Raw genomic sequence first — 20,519 nt, forward strand, 5'->3', positions numbered from 1 at the left:
GCAAGCCGGCCGCGCACGACAAAAAGGCGCCGGAAATCCCGGCGCCTTCGATTGCGCGCTGCGCGCGGCAGCCCTACCGGCTCTGCACCGTATCCACGTCCTGGTACCGATAGTTCAGATACCGGTACTTGCCGAAGTTGTAATGCGCCCGATACCACCGCCCTTGCACATTCAGCCCGTTGAACAGCACGCCCTTCACTTCCCCGCCCACCTGCCTGATCGCCCTGCCCGCGGCTTCCAGTTCATCCACGGTAGTCGAGTCCGCACGGGCCACCATGAAGACCGCATCCGCCTTGGTAGCGAGGATGCCGGTATCCGAGGCGGCCAGCACTGGCGGCGTGTCGATCAGCACGATGTCATAGTTCGCCTTTAGCGCATTGAGCAGCGCGTCCATCGCGGGACTCAGCAGCAGGTCTGCGGGATGCTCGGGCAGTGTCCCGGTGGGAATGAAATCCAGCCCGGGCACAACCTGCCTGCGCACGGCGGGCTCCACCGGCGCGCCCTGCAGCAGCTCGGTCAGGCCGGGGCCACGGTCGGTGTCGAAGCGCCGGTTCAGGTTGCCCCGCCGCAGGTCGGCATCGATGAGCACCACGCGCTTGCCACCGGCGGCGAGCACCGCGGCGAAGTTGGCGCAGATGAAGGACTTTCCGACACCCGGCGCCGGGCCCGTCACCAGGACCACCGGATGGCGGTTGCCAAGCAGTGAGAACTGCAAGGCGGTGCGGAAGCTGCGCAAGCTCTCCATGGCGGGATCGTCGGGCATCCGGCAGGCCAGCAGCGCGGCCTTCGGGTTGCCCTGCGTGGCCAGGCGAGACTGTTCCGGGCTGAACGGGATGGTGGAGTACACCGTGAACCCCGTCAGGTTTTCGATATCGTCGGCCTCGGCGACGCCGCCGTCCAGCATGTGGCGCAGGCACACGACGATCAGCGCGCCCACGGTGCCAAGCATGGCCGCAAATATCACCAGCAGCGACCGGTTGGGCCGCACGGGTTGCAAGGGCACTTCGGCCGGGTCGACCATGCGCGCGGTCCCCACCTTGCTGGCCTTGGTCAGCTTGAGTTGCTGGGCGTCGTTGAGCAGCGACTGGTAAAGCTCGGTGCTGACCTTGACATCGCGCAGCAGGCGCAGCACGTTTTGCTCCACTTCAGGCAGTTTCTGGATACGCGTGGTCACGCCGGCGAGCGCGGCATTCAGGCTGCCGATCTGCTCGTCGATGATGCCGATGCTGGGATGGTTGCCGGTAAAGCGCGTCACCAGTTCCTGGCGTTTCGCGCGCAGCTCCTGCAAGCGTGTCTGGATCTGCACGGACTGCGAGAGGATCAGCTTCGACTCTTCGCCCAGGTCGATCGTGCCGCGCTGGTTGCGCAGCGCGTTATAGCGCGTCTCGGCGGTTTCCACCTGCTGCTTGACCTGTGGCAGCTGCTGGTCGAGGAAGGCCAGGGACTTCTCGGCCTCTTCCGCCCTGCGGCGCACGTTCTGGTCGACATACTCACTGCCGATCTCGTTGAGCGTTGCCGCGATCAGGTCCGGGTCCGGGCCTTCAAGGGTGATGCCGATCACCCCGCTCGACTTGCCGCGTTCGGCAATCTGCAGGGATTGCTGCAGCTGCGCGATGGCAATGGCCCGAGGCAGCCGCGTCACATGGAAGGTGGCGCCAGGGTTGCCTTCCAGTTCCGTAATGAGGATCTCGACGTTGCCGCGCGAGGTTGGCACGAGCAGCGGCTGGCCGACGGTGCCCGTTGCCATGGTCTGCTCACCCTTGACGTTCAGCCGGTACCGTTTGCCGTCAAGGGCCGTCACCGTCATCCGGGTGCCTTCCAGCCGCGTCGGCATGTCGAGGCGGCCCACCGTGATGCGTTCGTCGCCCCAGACAAAGCCGCCCCAGCCAAAGAGGCCGGGTTCCGACAGGCCAGGGTTGTAGCGTGCCAGCGCCTGGCCGATCACCGGAAAGTAGCTCGGCCTGGCATCGATGAACAGCTTCAGGCTTTCCACGGCCTTGCCCACCACCATGCGCGAGTGCAGCAGCTCGATCTCCGCGGCGGCGGCCGGCTTGACGTCGAAGACCGGCGCCACGCTGCCCGCAAGCTTGGTGTTGGCGCTGCTGCCCGTGTCCTCCACCTGCACCACGATATCGGTACGGTAGACGGACTTGGTGAAGAACGCGTAGGTCGCGCCCAGGGTGAAGACCGTGCCTGCGATCAGGATGAAGGTCCAGCGGTAGCGCATCAGCACGTCGAGATAGCCGGTCAGGTCGATCGACTTCTCCCGCTGAACGCGCCCCCCCGGCAATGCCTCGTGTGGATTGAACGTGTTCATGCTACCTCCCCGTGACATTGATCCCGTGCAATGGCGCGAATGCGCACCGACCATGAATCGACCCCTTGCCTGATCAGCCCCAGCACGATCCTGAACATATTCTGCGAACAGCCATAGGGATCAGGCACGTCAGCGTGCATGAACTCGCAAAGGCGGTAGACCTTTCCGCGTGCCTGCGGATACTGGCGCTCAAGCGCTTCTCTTTGTTCTGTGTCCATCACCAGCACCAGGTCGGCGCCGTTGATCATGTCTTCGTCCACGGTGCGCGCGCGGTGTCCTGAGAGATCGAGGCCGTCCTCCTCGAGCAGGCGCACCGTATGCGGATCGGCGGCGGCGCCCTCCAGCGGGGCCAGCCCGGCGGAGCTCACCGTGCAGCCGGGCAGCGCGTGGCGTAGCAGGCCCTGTGCCATGGGGCTGCGGCAAGTATTGCCGATGCACACTACCAGGATCGAGCGGATCATCGCGGCCTCGCTTACTTGACCACGCTGGCGGCGCTGAACGCACCGCTCGTCGATGGCAGCAGCAGGTTGACCACGCGGCTCCAGCGCACCAGTTCGCGCGCGTCGACATACACCACGTCCTTTGCCTCGAGCTCGAAGCCTTCGGCGATGGCCAGCGCCACCGGCGACGTGCCGTCCAGGTGATACACCTTGGGCTCGCCGTCCGCCGCCTTGCGGATCACGAAGATCTGCTCCGCGTTGGCGGTGTTCGGGTTCACGCCGCCAGCGTCGCCAATGGCCTCATTCAGCGTCATGCGGCCATTGCGCATCAGCAAGGTGGTGGGGCGCACCACCTCGCCGGTGACGAAGATCTTGCTGTCCTCGCGCTGTTCCACGCGCACGATGTCGCCGTTCTTGAGCATGATGCGCGAGGGATCGATGCCGCGCGCGAGCAGTGCCGGGATGTTGACGTGCCAGCTGCGCTCGCCGCGCGTGATGCGGATGCGGCTGTTGTCGCCCGTCAGGTTGAGCACGCCGCCCGCGCGGTTAAGCGCCTCGATCAGCGTCATCGGCGCGTCGTCGATCGGTTGCATGCCAGGCGTGCGCACTTCGCCGTCCACATAGATGCGCTGGCTGCGAAACGCGAGCACGCGCACCGTCATCTGGGGATCGCGCACCACGCGCGAGAGCACCTTCGCGATCTGGTCGCGCACGTCGTTCGCCGTCCTGCCCGCGACCTTCATCACGCCGGCGTAGGGAAACTGGATATCGCCCTGCGCGCTCACCACATAGCCGGGCACATTGGAGCCGCCGCCCACCGCGGGGATTTCATACGCGGCGCCGATGCTGTAGGTCTGGTTGGGGAAGACCAGTTCCGGGTGATCCCACACCACCACCGAGACGATATCGCCCGGGCCGATGAGATAGGGCTGCGGCTTGCCATAGAGTTCGTCCAGCTTCTCGACCTCGCGCTGCGCCATGGTGCGCTGGTTGCGCACCACCTCCAGCGTGATCGGCGTGATGTTGGGCATGGCATCGGGCCCGACCGCGCCGATGGGTGCCTTGGGGTCGAAGTGCATGCCTGGCGAGCTTGCGCAGGCGGCGAGCAACAGCGTCGCGCATAGCATGGCAAGGCATGCCAGCGGCCGGCATTGGCGTTGCGCGTTCCCGTGTTGCCCGTCATGGTCGGTGATCTCGTTCACGGCAGCCTCCGGCATTTGGCGACGGGGACATCGCAACGGCTGCGACAGTCCCCCGATGCTGCCATCCTAGGAGGTGCCGGAGGGGCAATCGGTGCGCTGTCACACATTGCACCGCGATGCCGGAAATGGCGCGCGCGACGCGCCAGGGCGAACCAAGGGCGACTGCCTTGGACAGGCGCAAGGCACAGGACGGATGCTGGAACGCGCGCCCTGGGACTCGGACAAAAAGACAACGGCGGCAGGCTTGCGCCTGCCGCCGCCGGTTGGCTGCGCCGCAGGCGCGCCTCAGCGCATCGCGGCGGAAACGCCCGTGCTGTACTCCGCGACCGCGCGTACCGGCCTGGCGCCGGCAGACGACGTGTTGCGCACCGCCGTGCGCGGCGAGGCTTCGTCGCCGCTGACCCATTCCAGCGACGCGCCGCGCTGGAGCGCCGCGTAGACCGCCTCGCCCTTGTTGCGTACCTTGAGCCGCTGGTACAGGGTGCAGGCATGGCTCTTGACCGTCGCCACCGAGATATTCAGCATGCGGCTCACGGTCTTGATGGGATGTCCGCGCGCCAGCAGCACCAGCACCTCATATTGCCTCGGGGTGATCTGCAGCATCTCGGCTTCATCGTACGCGGTCTCGCTGTGCCCGCCGGTGCCACCGGCATCGGCTGCCACGGCGCTCTGGCGAGACACGGCGGCCAGGGATTCGCGCGAAGATGGCGTGGCCTGGATGCGCATGCCGGCGGGGTTGCACTGCGTGCTGTCCGCCAGGGGCGCCAGCACGGGAACGCGCCCACCTACCGGATAGTTGCCGGCCGAGAGGCCTGGCGATCCGCTGCTTGACGCGCCGGCCTGGCGATTGTTCTGGCCGCGCACGTATTGCCCGCCAACCATGGCCAGGCGGATGCCGGCTTCCAGCACCGCCAGCGAAGCGGATTTCGGCAGACAGCCGCAGATCCCTTGCGCCATGGCGAGCGCCGGAATCTGCAGCGGGATCATATCGGCGAGCAGCAGCAAGCGATCGGCCGAGAGCACGGAGCGCACCTTGTTGAGCAGTTGCCATCCGGCGTCGGTGTCGGCCGGCATGCCGAACACGAGCAGGTCACAATGATTGCCTTCGAGCAGGGCGACGTCGGCCGGGTCGACGGTGATGACGTGGTCGACGCCATGAATACGCTCGAGCATTTGCAGCAACCCGAGACGCAGCAGTGGGTGACCCTCGATGAGCAGTGCGTTCATGTTGTTATTCCCCCCGTATGATTGCGGTGGGAAACAGGTTGAACGCAGCGGAATAATGACCTGCGCGACCTCGTGGTACTCCACGCGCGCCGCCCTTATTTATCCCCGTACCACCGCCAAGCCGGACCGCCCGTTTTTATTGCCGGGAACTGACCGCAAGCCGGAAGGCTGACCCCCTGAACCCACCCCAAAATGCCATTCGTCTTAAAACGAATTAAGGTCATATTATGGTCTGATCTGCACGAAATCAAGTTGCTTTGGCGGCGCTCCAATTGGGTTGGAGAGGTTTGTTCTCATCATCCGGGAAGCCTTGTTGGTAGCCGCATGGCGGGTTACCCGAACGGGTGATGGATAATTGACGGGATTAAGTTTCAAGACTGAAACAGTTATTGGTCAATAAGGTTTCACCGCTGCAACAGAAAAGGATGTCGCGGGCGCATTTATGGCTTTTCCGGGTGGCGCGCCAGTGTGGCGAATCAATCTTGAAACTCGCGTCGAGGTGGAGTCCGCGACCCGCTTGCGCCTTCGGCATGAGCCTTGGGCGAGCGCCGCGCGACAAACGGATGAGAGCCATCTCAGCCATCAGGATGAGGGGAGATAGCCAGCCCGCACGCGAGCCTGCCCGGGGTGCCGGATGTCCCCCTTGCGCCGCAGGAAAGCGATGCTGGCGGTACCCCACCGCTGCCCCTGAAGCGGGTCCCGCGGATACCTCGCGGGCCACTTCGATCTTGCCGGTTCCCGCCGTGCCGACCCGTGTGTGGCAACGTGTGTGGCAACGTACAGAACCCCGAATCCCGCCCCGGCATCCTCACTGCACGCAGACCGGTCATCTGCCCGGCAAGGCATGCCAGCGGCACGGCTGCGCCTTGGTCCAACGTTGCTCATCTTCACGAGGTGGTCATGGCTTCAGGCACGGCGCAGGATCGCATCAATCAACACGCATGGCGTAGCTGGGGCGCGCGCCGGTGGTTCGGTACCGCCAGCGATTGGACCGACCCCGGCGAGGCCGCTGCGATCGCCTGGGTGGCGGACGAAGTGCGGGGCCAGCCCATCCTCGACGTTGGCGTGGGCGGCGGGCGCACCGTGGCGCTGCTGCGCGCGCTGAGCGACGACTATACGGCGGTCGACTACATGCCGGAGATGGTCGAGATCTGCCAGCGCAATCATCCCGGCGTGCGGGTGATGCAGATGGATGCGCGCAACATGTCGCGCTTTGCGGACAACAGCTTCGCGCTGGTGATGTTCAGCTTCAACGGCATCGATGCGGTCGACTACGCGGGGCGCCTTGCCATCCTGCGCGAGTTCGAGCGCGTGCTGCGGCCCGGCGGCCTGATGCTGTTCTCCACGCACAACATGCGTGGGCCGAGCTATCGCGAGAATCTCTCGCGCTTCGTGCGGCTTCCGCATCTGTCGGCCAACCCTATCGCGGTTGGCATCGATACCGCACGGGTGATCTGCAACCTGCCGATTGCGACCTTCAACTACCTGCGGCACTCGCGCCTGAACCGCGAGTTCGATGGCTATGCCATCCGGGTTTGCGCCGCCCACAAGTTCGGCATCGTGATCGTCTATACCGAGCTCGCCGCGCAGAAGCGCGCGCTCGCGGAGATGGGGCTGCACACCGATGTGGTGTTTGGCAACCTGAATGGCGAGCCTGTGCGCGAAGGCCAGGACCTGCGCGACGTGTACTGGTTTCATTTCATCGCGCGCAAGGCCGCGGCCGGCGGCTCGTCACCGGCGGCACCCGGAACCCGGCCATGAAGATCCTGCACGTGATCTCGTCGATCGATCCGGGTGGTGGCGGCCCGATCGAGGGTGTGCGCCAGCTGCGCGCGCCCTTGCGTGAGCGCGGCGTACAGGTGCAGGTGTGCTGCGGCGACGCGCCCGATGCGCCCTGCGTGCGCGACAGCGAGCTCGACGTCATCGCGCTGGGGCCATCGTCGCTCAAGTACGGCTTCAACCGCCGCATGGTGGCCTGGCTGCGCGCGCATTGCGAAGCGTACGACGCGGTCATTGTCGAAGGGCTGTGGCAGTTCCACGCGCTGGCCGTGTGGCTGGCGCTGCGTGGCAAGCGAGTGCCGTATTTTGTGTTTACGCACGGCATGCTGGACCCCTGGTTTCGCGACCACTATCCCCTCAAGCATCTGAAGAAGAGCCTCTACTGGCTGGTGGGGGACTACTGGGTCCTGCGTCATGCGCGCGGCGTGCTGTTCACGTGCAGCGAGGAGAAGCAGCGCGCCAGCGGCGCGTTCTGGCCATACCGGTGCCGCGAGGTGGTGGCAAGCTACGGCACGGCGCAGCCGCCTCAGGACGGCGCGCTGTTGCGCGAGGTCTTCCTTAGCGCCTTCCCGGAGGTGCGCGGCAAGCGCATCGCGCTGTTCCTTGGCCGGATCCACGAGAAGAAGGGCTGTGACCTGCTGGTCGAAGCCTTCGCCGGCGTGGCCGCCGCGCATCCCGCGTTGCATCTGGTGCTGGCCGGACCGCACGACACTGCGCTGCGCGCGATGTTGGAGCAACGCATTGCCGCGCACGGGCTGCGCGCGCGCGTGAGCTGGACGGGCATGCTCAAGGGCGAGCTCAAGTGGGGTGCGTTTCACGCGGCGGAGGTGTTCTGCCTGCCTTCGCACCAGGAGAACTTTGGCGTGGCGGTGGCGGAGGCGCTCGGCTGCGGCGTGCCGGTGCTGATCTCCGACAAGGTCAACATCTGGCGCGAGATTGTCGCCGACGGCGCCGGGCTGGTGGGTCCGGACACGGCGCAAGGCGCCACCGCCTGCCTGCAGCAGTGGCTGCAGGCGGAGCCCGCCGCGCAAGCGCGCATGCGCATTGCCGCGCGGCAGTCCTTTGCCCGGCGCTTCCATGCCGGACAGGCCGCGCAGCGGCTGCTGGACATCATCCATGGCGCGACCGAAGCCGCGCAGCCTGTCCACCACGCGGCGGCGGGATAGAGGAGACAAGGCCATGGTCGCGCCGTCATGCCACAGCGTCATCGAGCGGGGAGCGGGACCGCCGTGAAGCTGCTCAGATTCCTCGTCTACGCGGTGCTCTCGCAGGGGATCGGCGCGATCACCGGCCTGCTGCTGGCCCGTTGGCTTGATGTGGGCGACTACGCCGTCTACACGGTGGTCGGCCTCATCATGGGCGCCATCGCCATCGTCACCAAGGGTGGCATCCAGCTCGGCCTGAACGCGCTGCTGGGCAAGACCTGGCCAGACCGGGAGCGTGCCGCGGAACTGGCCTGCGCGGCCATGGGCCAGCGCTGGAGGCTGTCCGCATGGCTGTTGCCGGTGGTGCTGGCGATCGCCGCGTGGCTGCTGTATCGCAACCATGCCGGCGCGGTCCTGATCGTGCTGCTGCTGGCGTTGCTGCTGGTGACCTGGTACTTCGACATGCAATCGCGTGTCGTGGACCAGGTGCTGCTGTTTGCCAACCGCGCGCCCGCGCTGCAGGCGCTGGATACCGGTTTGTCCGTGGGGCGCCTGGTGCTGTCGTCTGCGCTCTACGCGCTGGGCCTGCTCGGCGTGCTGGGCGCGACCCTCGTCAACGTGCTGTTTGCGGGACTGCGCGTGCCGTTTGTGCGGCGCTGGATCGCGCGTGAGATACCGCTGGCGGCGCATGCCGGCAGCGCGGGCAAGGCGGAAGACAGCCAGTACATCGGCCGCATCATGCGGCGGCAATTGCCACTGGAGGCGTTCTACTGCATCCAGGGGCAACTGGTGTTCGCCATCGTTGCCTATCACGGCGCGGTCGGGCAAACGGCCTCGCTGGGCGCGCTGTCGCGCATCGGGCAATTGCTGATGCCGGTGGGCGCCGTGGTGGCCGCGTACGTGATTCCGCGCTTCGCGCAAGCGCGCGACGGCGTGCTGCGGCGCTTTGCCGGCTGGGTGGCGCTGGCTTGCCTGCCTGCTGGCGCGCTGGTGCTTCTTGCCGTGGCATGGCCGGGGTTGCTGCTGTGGCTGGTGGGGCCGAACTACGCTTCGTTGGGCGCCGAACTGGTGATCGCCTGCCTTGGCGCGGGCTTTGCCAGCGTGGTCGGCATCGCCTGGCAGTTGCTGGCCAACCGCGGCCTGAATCACTTTGCTTTTGTGCAGGTGCCGGTGGTGCTGGCTTGGTGCGCGGCCGCGCCGCGCTTTCTCGATCTCACCACGCTCGATGGCGTGCTGTGGTTCCAGCTCGGGCTGTCGTCGGGGCTGGCCGCGGCCATCGTCTGCGAACTCGCCGCGGCCGTGCGTACCGGGCGCCTGCTGCCAGGCGACGAGCGCCTTGCCCCCCATGGAGGAAGCACGCAATGAGCGATGCGCCCAGCGTTACGCTGATGGTCCCGACCTACCGGCGCCCGGACATGCTCCAGCGCTGCCTGCAGGCTGCCGCCGCGCTCGTGCCGGCGCCGGTTCAGCTGATCGTGGTCTGCCGCGGCGCCGACGATCCCGACACGGCGGCGTGGCTGGCAGATACGGCACAGGCGCGCTATCCGGCGTTGCAGGTAGTCAAGGTGACCGAGCCTGGCGTGGTGGCTGCCATGAATGCCGGGCTGCCGCATGCAACCGGCGAGCTGCTGGCGATCCTGGACGACGACGCGCTGCCGCGCGCGGACTGGCTGGCTCGCCTGCTGCCCCACTTTGCCGATGCCACGGTGGGCGGTGCCGGTGGCCGGGATGTCGTGCGCGGCGCCGATGGCGCGCCACTGGCCGTGCCGGATGTTGCGCTGGCCGGCTATCGCGACGGCTGGGGCAGGATCATCGGCGAGACCCATCGGGTGTGCGGCGCGCCGCGCGCGGTGGAAACGCTCAAGGGCTGCAACTGGATCCTGCGCCGGGCGGCACTGGGCACCGCGCGCTTTGACGAGCGGCTGCAGGGGCAGGGCGCGCAGCCCGGCAACGAGACGTGGATGTGCCAGATGCTGCGCCACGCGGGATGGCGCCTGGTGCTCGATCCCGGCGCCATCGTCGATCACTATCCGGCCGCGCGCTACAACTACGAGCGCCAGAGCTACGCGCGCAGGCGCTGCTTCGAAGAGACCTGCAACATGACGGCGATCTCGATGGCATACGCCCCGCCGGCGATGCGCCTGCGGCTGGTGTTGTTCCAGCTGCTGGTGGGGTCGCGCAGTTGCCCGGGCGCTTACTTCCTGGCGCACAGCCTGCTCAAGCGCCCACGCAGCCTGCCGGGGCAATTGCTGGGTGGCTGGGGTGGCTTCGTGCAGGGCGTGCGCCTGGCGGGCACGCTGCGCATGCAGCCGCCGGGCCGGCCCGCGCGCTGCGCCGGGCCGCACGCGCAAGCCGTGCCTGCGGGAGCGAGGCTCGATGGCACCCCACGGGGGAGCGAAGCATGAAAGCCCTCGTCACGCATCCCGGCCTGCAGCATTCGCACCAGATGGCACAAGCGCTCTATGAGCACGACATGCTCAAGCAATACTGGTCCGGTGTGCCGGTGCGCGCCCCGGGCGAGGCGCCGCCCTGGTGGCTGCCGGCCGGATATCACGCCAAGGTGCGCGAGGTCGCCATCCCCAAGGCGCTGCGGCGGCACCCAGTGTTTTTTCCGGGTGTGCTCAAGCTTGGCCTCAATCGCTATGTCGGCCGCTCCGGGTCGGCCTACGCGCACCGGATCTTCCATCTGTTCGACCAATGGGTGGCTGCCCGGATAGAGGCGCTGCGCCCGGATATCGTGGTGGCCTACGAGAACTCCGCGCTACGGACCTTCCAGGCGGCGCGGCGCATCGGCGCGCGCTGCGTGCTGGAGGCGCCGGCCGTGCATCATCGCGCGGCCGAAGCCATGGTGCCGGTCGAGGACCGTACCTACCTTGCGCAGATCAATGCGCAAAAAGATGAGGAGATTGTGCTGGCGGACATCATCATCACCTGCTCGGAGTTTGCCGCGCGTACCTATATCGACGCCGGCGTGCCCCCCGCCAAGCTCAAGCCGATCCTGCTTGGCGCAACGCTGCCGGATGATGTCCGCCGCCAGCGGCTCGCTGGCGGCCCGCGCTTTGTGTTCGCCGGGGCGGTGCGCGTGGGCAAAGGCATTGACCTGCTGCTTGATGCATTCGCGCGGCTGCGGGAGCGGCTGCCGGCGGCGGAGCTGGTGCTTGCCGGCGCGCTGGTGGAGCCGGAGCTGGGCGGGCGCATTGCAGCCATGCCGGGCGTGCTCCAGCTGGGTGCGTTGCCGCAGCCCGCGCTGTTCCAGGTATTCGCCGATGCCGATTGTTTCGTGCTGCCGTCGCGCTTCGATTCCTTCGGCATGGTGGTGGCCGAGGCCCTGGCATGTGGCACGCCGGTGCTGCTCTCGGATCGGGTCGGTGCGAAGGAAATCATCGATGAATTCCCGCAGGCCGGGTGGGTGGTGCCGCTTTGCGCGGACGCGCTGTACCAACGCATGCTGGCCCTGGCGACAGACCGCGCGCAGCTGGAGCGCGCGCGCGCCCATGCCCGTGTCGCCGGGCAGAAGTACACCTGGGCGAGGTACCGCCTGAGTGCAGCCGAAACGGTAGCCGCGCTATGCTGAGCCCTTCCCTTCCCTACGCGAAGCCCGCCGTGCCAGCCCGCCGGGCGCGTGTCACCGTGTTCGGGCGGATTTTCATCACGGTCTTCGTGATTGCCGTGTTCGAGGGCGCCGCGCGCAAGTGGGTCTCGGATTCGCTCACCATGCCGCTGATCCTGCTGCGCGACCTGATGGTGGTCTATGCGCTGTACCACGCGGTGCGCTATTCAGGCTTTACCCCGGCACGGCGCACCGTGCGCATGCTGCTGTGGTGGTCGGCCATTGTTTGCTTCTGGGGCTTGCTGCAGCTTGTTGCGGGCATCAACTCGCTGCCCATTTTCCTGATCGGCGTGCGCTTCTGGTTGCTGTACCTGTGGTTTGCCTACGCCGCGGCCGAGCTGCTCGAGCCGCAGGACCTGGAAGCCATCTACAAGGCCGCGCTTGCCATGCTGCTGTTCATGGCGCCGCTGGCACTGGTGCAGCATTTTCAGCCGCCGGAGAGTTTCCTTAATCGTCAGATCGAGGGCGATCCGGATACGGTCTTCCGCGTGACGGCCGACGTGGTGCGCACCACGGGCACCTTCTCGTTCACGCTGGGCTACACCCTGTTCCTGGCGATCGTCAGCCCCTTCGCGCTGGAGGCGGTGCTGGGCGAGCAGAAGCCGGGGCTCGGGGGCAAGCTGTATTCGCTGGCGGTCATCGGCAGTCTGTTCATTGCCTCGCTGGTCAGCGGGTCGCGTTCGGCCATCCTGTTGTTGCCGATCGTGTTTGGCATCGCGCTGCTGGCAAGCTTGCGCTACGGCAAGGGAAAACGGCGCAGGGCGGCGGTGTCGTGGGGCATTGTCTCCATCCTCATGAGCGTGGTCATCGTGCTGTTCGTCAGCTCGGCGGTGGACGCGACCTTGGAGCGCTTCAGTTCCGCGGCGGAGTCGGAGAGCTTCGGTGACCGGGTGGAGTCGATGTTCTTCGGCGTCAACGATGTCTCGGCCGAGCAGAGCCTGCTTGGCAGCGGGCTGGGGCTTGGCAGCAACCTTGCCAACTACTTCCTGCAGACCGGCCTGCTGTTCGTGATCAGCGAAACCGAGACCGGCCGCGTGATCGGCGAGATGGGCCTGGTCGGCTATCTGAGCATCTTGCTCAAGGCGCTGATCTTCATCAACGGCATGTGGCGCGCATTGCGCGTGGCCAGGCGCACCGGCAACACGTTTCTCATCCTGATGTGGACCATCGCCATCTTCGGGCTGACCTCCTGGCCGGTAGTCGGGCAGCTGACGGCCAATGCGCTTGGCTTCGTGTTTGCAGGCATCACGCTGGCGGCCACGCGGCAAGCGAGCCAGCGCTTGTATCACCCCGGCATTCAATCACCATGAAAATCATCTTGTTGGGTCACCCCGTCTTTTTTGGCAGCCACAGCATGAACCGCTTCGCCGCGATGATCATCGACGGCATGCGCGCACGCGGCCACCAGGCCGAACTATGGACCCCCGCCGCCGTGATGTGCCGCCTGCCGGCGCGCGGCGGGCTGCGCAAATGGCTGGGCTACATCGACCAGTACATCCTGTTCCCGATGCTCGCGCTGTGGCGTCTGCGCAAGGTCGACAAGGACACCTTGCTGGTGCTGGCCGATCATGCGCTGGGCATCTGGATGCCGCTGCTGCGCCATCGTCCGCACGTGGTGCACTGCCATGATTTCATCGCCCTGCGCACGCTCGCCGGCGAGTTCCCCGAGCACGGGCTCTCGGCCAGCGGGCACACCTACCAGTCGCTGATCCGTTGGGGGCTGTTGCAGGGAAAGGCGTTCGTTGCCGTCTCCAACAAGACCATGCGCGACCTGCGGCGGCTGCATCCGTGCGCGCCCGAGGCGGCGTGGGTGGTCTACAACGGGATGAACTATCCGTTCCGCCGGATGGGCACCACCGAGGCGCTGGCCTGCCTGCAGCGTGCTGGCGCGCCTGCCGATCCGCAAGGCATGCTGGTGCATATCGGCGGCAACCAGTGGTACAAGAACCGCGAAGGCGTGCTGGCGCTCTACCTGGCCTATTGCCGGCAGTGCCGGGAGCCGCGGGCGCTGTGGATGATCGGCGGCGATCCCACCGCGGAAATGCGCGAGCAGGGCGAACGGGCGATCGCCCTTGGCGGCAGCGTGCGCTTCCTGACGGGGCTGCCTACCGAAGCGGTGCAGGCAGCCTATTCGCTGGCCGCCGTGATGCTGTTTCCGAGCCTGGAAGAAGGTTTTGGCTGGCCCATCATCGAAGCCATGGCATGCGGCGCGCCGGTGCTGACGACGAATCGCGCGCCGATGACCGAGATCGGTGGCGACCAGGTGCAGTTGCTCGAGCCGTTGGCTAGCGGTGACATGGATGCCTGGGCGCAACGCGGCGCGGACGTGCTGGCCGGGATGCTCGCATGGCCGCAAGCGCGGCGCGCCGAGGTGGCAGCGCGCTCGATTGCGTGGGCGGCAAACTTCTCCGCCGAGAAGGCCATCGACCAGTACGAGAGCATTTATCTCACGGTGCTGGCGGCGGCTTCGGTGGAAGATCGCGTCTCGGTGGACGCCTGAGCACTACCTGACCGCCTGAGCACCTCAACGGTGGCGTGTGCTATTCGCTGCCGACCCCGACGGTGCTGGGCGCGCCGGCGGGCTGGTGCCTGATCAGCGCAAACAGCGCTTTCTCCAGTTCGCCCAGCACCATGTCGCGGTCCAGGTGCTGCTCGGCCCAGCGGCGCCCCGCGCCGCCCAGATGCGCGCGCAGCGCGGGCTGCGCCGCCAGCGTGTCGATGGCGGCGGCCAGCGCGGCCGCGTCGCCCGGCGGCACCAGCACGCCGCATTGCGCAACCACGCGGCCAAGTTCCGTGTCCGGCTCCGCGGTGGCGATCACCGGGCGCGCGCTGGCCAGCATGCCGGTCAGTTTCGAGGGCATGACCAGGTCGGCGGCGCCGGCGCGTTGTGGCAGCAGGTGAATGTCGGCGGCGGCCAGCAGCGAGGCAAACATGCCGGCGGGCTGCAAGGGCAGGAAGCGCACCTGTGGCAGCCCTGCGCAGGCGGCCTCCAGCGCGGGGCGCCCGGCGCCGTCGCCGCAGAAGATGAAGTGCAGGCGTTCATGGCCATCGAGCAGGCGGGCGGCATCAGCCATGACATCCAGCCCCTGCTTGGCGCCCATGTTGCCCGAGTACAGCGCCACCACGGCATCGGCCGGAATGCCCAGCGTGCGGCGCGCCAGCGTTGCGCTGCCGGCGTCGATTTCCCGCAGGTTGACCCAGTTGGGCAGCAAGGCCGCGCGCTCAGGCTCGGTGCCCTTGCCGCGCGCCAGCGAGACCATGGCCTGCGAGATCGACGAGACCCGGTCAAAACGCGTCATCAACCGATGCTCCACGCGCTGCGCCACGCGGCGCAGCCAGGGCCGGCGGAGCAGCCCCAGCGCAAAAGCCGCATCGACCTCGTAGTCCTGCACATGCAGCCAGGTCTTGCAGCCGCTCCAGTGCGCGAACAGCAAAGCGGCGGGCGCGCACATCAGGGGGGGCTCCACCACGAACAGCACATCCGGGCGCCAGCGCAACTGGGCCATCAGGCTGGGCAGGCTGGATACGGCAAAGCTTGCCAGGTGCAGCAGCCGCGTGATGCCGCCCGGCTTGCGCGGTACCCACAGCGGCGCGCGATACACCTCCACCCAGCGCCGCCGCTCGCGGCGGTATTGCCACGCGCGATAGCCCTCGCCCACGCGCCACGCCGGATAGTAGGGCGGCGCGGTGACCACTCGCACCTCGTGGCCGCGCGCGGCCAGCCACTCGGCCTGCTCGCAGGTGTACTTGCCGATGCCGGTCAGCTCGGGCGCATAGTTCAGGCAGTACATGAGTATCTTCATGGCAACGGTAGCGTCAGTGGCGTCGATGCGCTGTATGGGGTGTGCAGCCGTCGCGCCCGCTGCGGCGCGCAGGGTGCGCGGCGGCTATGTCGGGAAATGTCGGCGAATGTCGGCATAGGCCGGCGTGCGCCTAGTCCTCCGCCATGATCCGCACGCAGCCAGCCGCCATGGCCCTGCCCGCGGAGGCGGGAGAGTCCTCCAGCGCGGCGGCCTGGCAGCGCTCGGCGGTGGCGGCGGCATCCGCAAAGCGCGTGGGCACCTGCACCAGGCACCTGGCCAGCGCACCGGCATCGCCCGCCTTGAAATACAGGCCGGTGACGCCGTCGCGTATCAGTTCGCCGGCGTCGTCGTTGTTCACGCTCACCACCACCGGGCAGCCGTAGCTCAGCGCCTCGCGCACCAGCGGATGCCAGCGCTGCGCGGCATCGGGCAGCACCAGGCAGCTCGCCTTGCGGTACTCCACGGCGAAGTCGGCTGGCGCCATCGCGCCCAGGAAGCGTACCGACGACCCCAGCCCGAGCGCGTCGGCCATGGTGCGCAGCCGGCCATAGGCGCGGCCGGTGCCCACCAGCGATAACGTGGCCGCCGGCCACGCCTGCCGCGCGCCGGCAAAGGCATAGAGCAGCAGCACCAGGGCCGGATCGTGCGTGAGGGCGCCAACATGCAGGAAATGCGGCGCATGGGCCGGCGCAGCGTGCGCGACCCGCTCGCGCCGTTCGGCGGCGGCATCGAAGCCGTCCGGCAGCACGGCCGGTGGGCGGCAGGCAAAGATCTTGCGCGGGGGAACGTCGGCGGCAATGGCGCGCGCGCAGCCGCGCTCGCTGCCCACGAAGACGCCCTGGCAATGGCGCAGCAATACCGCGTCGGCCAGTGCGCCAAAGCGCCCAGGCACGCTGGCAAAGGCGGCCCCATGGAAGAAGGCCGCGCGCCGCCGCCCCAGCGCCATGCTGGCCAGCAGCATGGCCCAGTTTTCCAGCCGGCTCCGTCCCGCCAGCACCACCAGCGCGCCCGGACTGAGCGAGATGGCGCGCATCTGTTGCAGGCAGCGCCGCCACAGGCCCGCATCCGCGCTGCCCGTGGGAAAGATGACCTGCCCGGGCCAGAGCGCGCCGGGGCTCGCTGCCCCGCCGCTGGTGGCCGAGGTAGCCGGCGTTGCGCACGCCGTGGCCTGAGGCCGGGCGCGCTTGTCGGGATGGCGGAGCAGGGGTTTCATGTCAGGCCTCCACGTGTTGTGCCGGGGCTGTGCCATGCGCCAGCCTTCCGCTCTGCAGTGCATCCAGGTAGGCCAGCCGCAGGCCGTCGCGCAGCGCCACCGCTGGTTGCCAGCCGGTGGCGGCAAGGGCCGTGCAGTCGAGCCGCTTGCGCGGCGTGCCGTCGGGCTTGCCGTTGTCGAAGACGATGTCGCCGCGATAGCCCACGGTCTGCGCCACCAGCCCCGCCAGTTCGCGCACGCTGACTTCCTCGCTGCTGCCCACGTTCAGGAAACCTGCCGGCGCGGTCTGGCGGTACACGTCTTCTGGCAGCGCCATCACATGCAGGCATGCCGCGGCCAGGTCGTCCGCGTAGAGGAACTCGCGCAGCGGCGTGCCGCTGCCCCACACCGGCACGTGCTGGGCGTGCGCCATGCCGGCTTCGTGGAAGCGCCGCAGCAGGCCCGGTATCACATGGCTGTTGTCGGGGTGATAGTTGTCGCCCGGGCCGTAGAGGTTGGTCGGCATCACGCTGCGGTAGTCGGTGCCGTACTGGCGGTTGTAGCTCTCGCACAGCGCAATGCCAGCGATCTTGGCCAGGGCGTAGGGGGCGTTGGTGGGCTCCAGCGGCCCGGTAAGCAGCGCGGCTTCGCTGATGGGCTGGGGCGCGAACTTCGGGTAGATGCAGCTTGAGCCGAGGAATAGCAGGCGCTTCACGCCCGCACGCCAGGCTTCGTGGATGACGTTGGCCGCGATCATCAGGTTCTGCTGGATGAACTCGGCGGGAAAGGTGTGGTTGGCGTGGATGCCGCCTACGCGCGCGGCTGCCAGGTAGACCGTGTCGATGCCCTGGGTGGCGAAGAACGCGCGCACCTGCTGCTGGTCGGTGAGGTCGAGCGCGGCGTGGCCGCGCGTGATGATGTCGGCCTGGCCACGCGCGTCCAGCGCGCGCACGATGGCGGAGCCAACCATGCCGCGGTGGCCCGCCACGAACACCCGCGATTGCCGCGCCGGCTGGGGCGCGGACGGCGGCGCGGGCTTGCTTGACACTGCGGTGCCGGCTTCACTCATGATGGTCATAGGCGCGGAAGCCAGCCAGCTTGACGAACGCATCGCGCCGCGCCGCGGCAAAGTCCGCCTCCATCATTTCCCGCACCAGGGCCCCGAAGCTCGTGCGCGGCGCCCAGCCCAGCTGTTCGCGCGCCTTGCTGGCGTCGCCCAGCAACGTTTCGACTTCGGTCGGGCGGAAGTAGCGCGGGTCCACGCGCACAATCGTGTCGCCCACCTTGCAGCGCGCTGCCACCGGGCAGGTGGCGGCATCGACGCGCGCCACCACGCCTACCTCATCGGCACCTTCGCCTTCGAAGCGCACCGTGATGCCGAGCTGCAGGGCGGCCAGCTGCACGAACTCGCGCACGCTGTGCTGCTCGCCGCTGGCGATCACATAGTCCTCGGCTTTGTCCTGCTGCAGCATCAGCCACTGCATTTCCACGTAGTCGCGCGCATGGCCCCAGTCGCGCAGGGCCGACAGGTTGCCGAGATAGAGCGTGTCCTGCAGCCCCAGCACGATGCGCGCCATCGCCCGCGTGATCTTGCGCGTGACAAAGGTCTCGCCGCGCACCGGGCTCTCATGGTTGAACAGGATGCCGTTGCAGGCGTACATGCCGTAGGCCTCGCGATAGTTCACCGTGATCCAGTAGGCGTACAACTTGGCGGCCGCATAGGGGCTGCGCGGGTAGAACGGCGTGGTCTCCTTCTGCGGTGTTGCCTGCACCAGGCCGTACAGCTCGGATGTGGACGCCTGGTAGAAGCGGGATTGCTTTTCCAGGCCAAGGATGCGCACGGCTTCTAGCAGGCGCAGCGTGCCCAGCGCGTCCGTGTTGGCGGTGTATTCCGGTTCCTCGAACGACACCTGCACGTGGCTTTGCGCCGCCAGGTTGTAGATTTCATCGGGTTGCGATTGCTGTACCACCCGCACCAGGCTGGCGGTGTCGGTCATGTCGCCGTGATGCAGGATCAGGCTGCGCCTGGGCGCTTGCGGATCCTGGTACAGGTGGTCGATGCGCTCGGTGTTGAACAGCGAACTGCGGCGCTTGATGCCGTGCACCTCGTAGCCTTTGGCAATCAGCAGCTCGCACAGGTAGGCGCCGTCCTGCCCGGTGATGCCGGTGATCAGCGCGCGGCGCGGGCGTTGCGCGCAGCCGCTGCCCGTGCTGCCGCTGGACTCGGGCTGCCGCCCGGTTGCCGTGAGCCGGCCGAAGGGTTCGAGGTCATGTGCGCCCATAGATATCTGCCATCCGGATGATGTCGTCTTCGCCAAGGTAGGAGCCGGACTGGATCTCGATCAGTTCGAGCGGGATCCGGCCGGGGTTTTCAAGGCTGTGCGCCTCGCCGATCGGGATATAGGTGGATTGGTCTTCGGTCAGCAGGTACTCGACGTCTCCGCGGCGCACGCGCGCCGTGCCGGAAACCACCACCCAGTGCTCGGCACGGTGGTGATGCAGTTGCAGCGAGAGCTTGGCGCCAGGTTTGACCGTGATGCGCTTGACCTGGTAGCGCGTGCCGTGGTCCACGGCGTCGTAGGCGCCCCAGGGCCGGTATACCTTGCGATGCTGGGTGGCCTCGGGGCGGCCCTGGGCGCGCACCGTTTCCACCAGCTGCTTCACGTCCTGGCAGTGATCCTTGTGGACCACCAGCACCACGTCCGGTGTTTCCACCACCATCACGTCGTCCAGGCCGGCGACCGCCACCATCCGGTGCGAAGCGTGGACAAGGCAGCCCTGTGCATGGTGCGTGACCACGTCGCCGATGGCCACGTTGCCATCGGCGGTCTTCTCGGCGGCCTTCCAGACCGCGTCCCAGGAGCCCACGTCGCTCCAGTCGGCGGACAGCGGCGCCATTTGCGCGTCACGCAGGTGCTCCATCACGGCGTAGTCGATCGAGTCGGAGCGGCAGGCGGCAAAGGCGTCCGTGTCGAGCCGGAAGAAGTCCAGGTCGCGGTGGCCGCGCACCATCGCTTCCTGCGCGGCCAGCAGGATGTCGGGGGCGAACCGCTCCAGCGCGGCGAGATAGACGGAGGCGCGGAACAGGAAGATGCCGCTGTTCCAGAAGCAGTTGCCTTCCTGCAAGTAGCCGGTGGCCATTTCCAGCGAGGGCTTCTCGACGAAGCGTGCGACCGACAGCAAGTCAGCCGTATTGCTGGGCACCGCCTTGATATAGCCGTAGCCGGTGGCCGCGAACGTGGGCACCACGCCCAGCGTCACCACCACGCCGGTTGCGGCCACGGCGCTGGCCTGGCACACGGTCTGGGTGAAGGCGGCGCGGTCGCGGATCAGGTGATCGGAAGGCAGCACCAGCAGCACCGGGTCCGCGCCGTCGCTGCGCGCTTGCAGCGCGGCCACCGCCGCAGCCGGCGCGGTATTGCGTGGATGCGGCTCGAGCACGATGGCGGACAACGCGCAGCCTGCCTCCCGTGCCTGCTCGGCCACCACGAAACGGTGCGCTTCGTTGCTGACCAGGATCGGGGCTTGCGCACCGGGAATCTCCCGGACCCGCAACAGGGTGTCCTGCAGCAGCGAGTCCTGTCCGAGCAGGCGCAGGAACTGCTTGGGATAGCCGTCGCGCGACAATGGCCATAGCCGCGAGCCCGCGCCGCCACAGAGGATGACCGGTACGATCTGCTTGTCGTCTGCCATGGCATGTCTCCTTCAAGCAGCACGAAGCCTGGCTCGCGTTCACGGCGAGCCGGGTGACGGGTAGTGAGGTGACTGTAATGCCGGGCCGCGAGGGGGACTGTTGGCTAGCAC

General features: G+C 67.6%; 16 protein-coding genes. 7 read left to right on the forward strand and 9 right to left on the reverse strand.

Annotated features, from left to right (window positions below; genetic code table 11):
• Window positions 1-73 precede the first annotated feature (73 nt).
• The 4 genes from F7R26_RS21060 to F7R26_RS21075 form a co-directional block, all read right to left on the reverse strand.
• Window positions 74-2,317 (reverse strand): polysaccharide biosynthesis tyrosine autokinase, encoded by a 2,244-nt coding sequence (locus F7R26_RS21060; RefSeq protein ID WP_150989146.1) that lies wholly within the window; start codon window positions 2,315-2,317, stop codon window positions 74-76.
• Complete coding sequence (locus tag F7R26_RS21065) at window positions 2,314-2,778, reverse strand: arsenate reductase/protein-tyrosine-phosphatase family protein (protein WP_150989143.1); 465 nt, start codon at window positions 2,776-2,778, stop codon at window positions 2,314-2,316. Before F7R26_RS21065 ends, F7R26_RS21060 begins: the two co-directional genes overlap by 4 nt.
• An 11-nt stretch (window positions 2,779-2,789) precedes the next feature.
• A complete protein-coding gene (locus F7R26_RS21070; RefSeq protein WP_150989275.1) occupies window positions 2,790-3,884 on the reverse strand; it encodes a polysaccharide biosynthesis/export family protein in 1,095 nt (364 codons plus the stop codon).
• Window positions 3,885-4,244: 360 nt separating this feature from the next.
• Window positions 4,245-5,186 (reverse strand): response regulator transcription factor, encoded by a 942-nt coding sequence (locus tag F7R26_RS21075; RefSeq protein WP_150989140.1) that lies wholly within the window; start codon window positions 5,184-5,186, stop codon window positions 4,245-4,247.
• 900 nt (window positions 5,187-6,086) lie between these two features.
• Here F7R26_RS21075 and F7R26_RS21080 point away from each other — a divergent pair.
• From F7R26_RS21080 to F7R26_RS21110, 7 genes are all read left to right on the forward strand, one after another.
• On the forward strand, window positions 6,087-6,947 hold the full coding sequence (locus F7R26_RS21080; protein WP_150989137.1) for a class I SAM-dependent methyltransferase: 861 nt from the start codon (window positions 6,087-6,089) through the stop codon (window positions 6,945-6,947).
• Entirely contained in the window at window positions 6,944-8,131 is a 1,188-nt protein-coding gene (locus tag F7R26_RS21085; RefSeq protein ID WP_150989134.1) for a glycosyltransferase, read from the forward strand. The genes F7R26_RS21080 and F7R26_RS21085 overlap by 4 nt, the downstream gene beginning before the upstream one ends.
• A gap of 63 nt (window positions 8,132-8,194) precedes the next feature.
• Window positions 8,195-9,475: a polysaccharide biosynthesis protein gene (locus tag F7R26_RS21090; protein ID WP_150989131.1), complete on the forward strand. Its 1,281-nt coding sequence runs from the start codon at window positions 8,195-8,197 to the stop codon at window positions 9,473-9,475.
• On the forward strand, window positions 9,472-10,515 hold the full coding sequence (locus tag F7R26_RS21095) for a glycosyltransferase family 2 protein (protein ID WP_150989128.1): 1,044 nt from the start codon (window positions 9,472-9,474) through the stop codon (window positions 10,513-10,515). Before F7R26_RS21090 ends, F7R26_RS21095 begins: the two co-directional genes overlap by 4 nt.
• A complete protein-coding gene (locus F7R26_RS21100; protein ID WP_150989125.1) occupies window positions 10,512-11,684 on the forward strand; it encodes a glycosyltransferase family 4 protein in 1,173 nt (390 codons plus the stop codon). The genes F7R26_RS21095 and F7R26_RS21100 overlap by 4 nt, the downstream gene beginning before the upstream one ends.
• A gap of 29 nt (window positions 11,685-11,713) precedes the next feature.
• Window positions 11,714-13,030: a hypothetical protein gene (locus F7R26_RS21105; RefSeq protein WP_241754665.1), complete on the forward strand. Its 1,317-nt coding sequence runs from the start codon at window positions 11,714-11,716 to the stop codon at window positions 13,028-13,030.
• A gap of 44 nt (window positions 13,031-13,074) precedes the next feature.
• Window positions 13,075-14,220, forward strand: coding sequence for a glycosyltransferase (locus F7R26_RS21110; RefSeq protein ID WP_150989119.1), 1,146 nt, complete (start codon window positions 13,075-13,077; stop codon window positions 14,218-14,220).
• Window positions 14,221-14,260: 40 nt separating this feature from the next.
• On the opposite strand, the gene F7R26_RS21115 is transcribed toward F7R26_RS21110, so the two are convergent.
• The 5 genes from F7R26_RS21115 to F7R26_RS21135 all read right to left on the reverse strand — a co-directional run bounded on the left by F7R26_RS21115 (window position 14,261) and on the right by F7R26_RS21135 (window position 20,408).
• On the reverse strand, window positions 14,261-15,523 hold the full coding sequence (locus tag F7R26_RS21115; protein ID WP_150989116.1) for a glycosyltransferase WbuB: 1,263 nt from the start codon (window positions 15,521-15,523) through the stop codon (window positions 14,261-14,263).
• Between the two features lie 130 nt (window positions 15,524-15,653).
• Complete coding sequence (locus F7R26_RS21120; RefSeq protein ID WP_150989113.1) at window positions 15,654-16,736, reverse strand: glycosyltransferase; 1,083 nt, start codon at window positions 16,734-16,736, stop codon at window positions 15,654-15,656.
• Window position 16,737: 1 nt separating this feature from the next.
• On the reverse strand, window positions 16,738-17,685 hold the full coding sequence (locus F7R26_RS21125) for a GDP-L-fucose synthase family protein (RefSeq protein WP_241754801.1): 948 nt from the start codon (window positions 17,683-17,685) through the stop codon (window positions 16,738-16,740).
• A gap of 91 nt (window positions 17,686-17,776) precedes the next feature.
• Entirely contained in the window at window positions 17,777-18,997 is a 1,221-nt protein-coding gene (gmd, locus tag F7R26_RS21130; RefSeq protein ID WP_193692220.1) for a GDP-mannose 4,6-dehydratase, read from the reverse strand.
• Window positions 18,984-20,408, reverse strand: a complete 1,425-nt coding sequence (locus tag F7R26_RS21135; RefSeq protein WP_150989110.1) for a mannose-1-phosphate guanylyltransferase/mannose-6-phosphate isomerase — start codon at window positions 20,406-20,408, stop codon at window positions 18,984-18,986. The genes gmd and F7R26_RS21135 overlap by 14 nt, the downstream gene beginning before the upstream one ends.
• Window positions 20,409-20,519: the final 111 nt, after the last annotated feature.

The sequence above is a fragment of the Cupriavidus basilensis genome (genome assembly GCF_008801925.2).
Lineage (GTDB): Bacteria > Pseudomonadota > Gammaproteobacteria > Burkholderiales > Burkholderiaceae > Cupriavidus > Cupriavidus basilensis.

Bases quoted from the DNA above. Each gene is read 5' to 3' on its own strand.
- F7R26_RS21095 (WP_150989128.1), top strand. From the start codon at position 9,472: ATGAGCGATGCGCCCAGCGTTACGCTGATGGTCCCGACCTACCGGCGC.
- F7R26_RS21080 (WP_150989137.1), top strand. From the start codon at position 6,087: ATGGCTTCAGGCACGGCGCAGGATCGCATCAATCAACACGCATGGCGT.
- F7R26_RS21060 (WP_150989146.1), bottom strand. From the start codon at position 2,317: ATGAACACGTTCAATCCACACGAGGCATTGCCGGGGGGGCGCGTTCAG.
- F7R26_RS21115 (WP_150989116.1), bottom strand. From the start codon at position 15,523: ATGAAGATACTCATGTACTGCCTGAACTATGCGCCCGAGCTGACCGGC.
- F7R26_RS21100 (WP_150989125.1), top strand. From the start codon at position 10,512: ATGAAAGCCCTCGTCACGCATCCCGGCCTGCAGCATTCGCACCAGATG.
- F7R26_RS21070 (WP_150989275.1), bottom strand. From the start codon at position 3,884: ATGCTATGCGCGACGCTGTTGCTCGCCGCCTGCGCAAGCTCGCCAGGC.
- gmd (WP_193692220.1), bottom strand. From the start codon at position 18,997: ATGGGCGCACATGACCTCGAACCCTTCGGCCGGCTCACGGCAACCGGG.
- F7R26_RS21065 (WP_150989143.1), bottom strand. From the start codon at position 2,778: ATGATCCGCTCGATCCTGGTAGTGTGCATCGGCAATACTTGCCGCAGC.
- F7R26_RS21085 (WP_150989134.1), top strand. From the start codon at position 6,944: ATGAAGATCCTGCACGTGATCTCGTCGATCGATCCGGGTGGTGGCGGC.
- F7R26_RS21125 (WP_241754801.1), bottom strand. From the start codon at position 17,685: ATGGTTGGCTCCGCCATCGTGCGCGCGCTGGACGCGCGTGGCCAGGCC.
- F7R26_RS21135 (WP_150989110.1), bottom strand. From the start codon at position 20,408: ATGGCAGACGACAAGCAGATCGTACCGGTCATCCTCTGTGGCGGCGCG.
- F7R26_RS21110 (WP_150989119.1), top strand. From the start codon at position 13,075: ATGAACCGCTTCGCCGCGATGATCATCGACGGCATGCGCGCACGCGGC.
- F7R26_RS21075 (WP_150989140.1), bottom strand. From the start codon at position 5,186: ATGAACGCACTGCTCATCGAGGGTCACCCACTGCTGCGTCTCGGGTTG.
- F7R26_RS21120 (WP_150989113.1), bottom strand. From the start codon at position 16,736: ATGAAACCCCTGCTCCGCCATCCCGACAAGCGCGCCCGGCCTCAGGCC.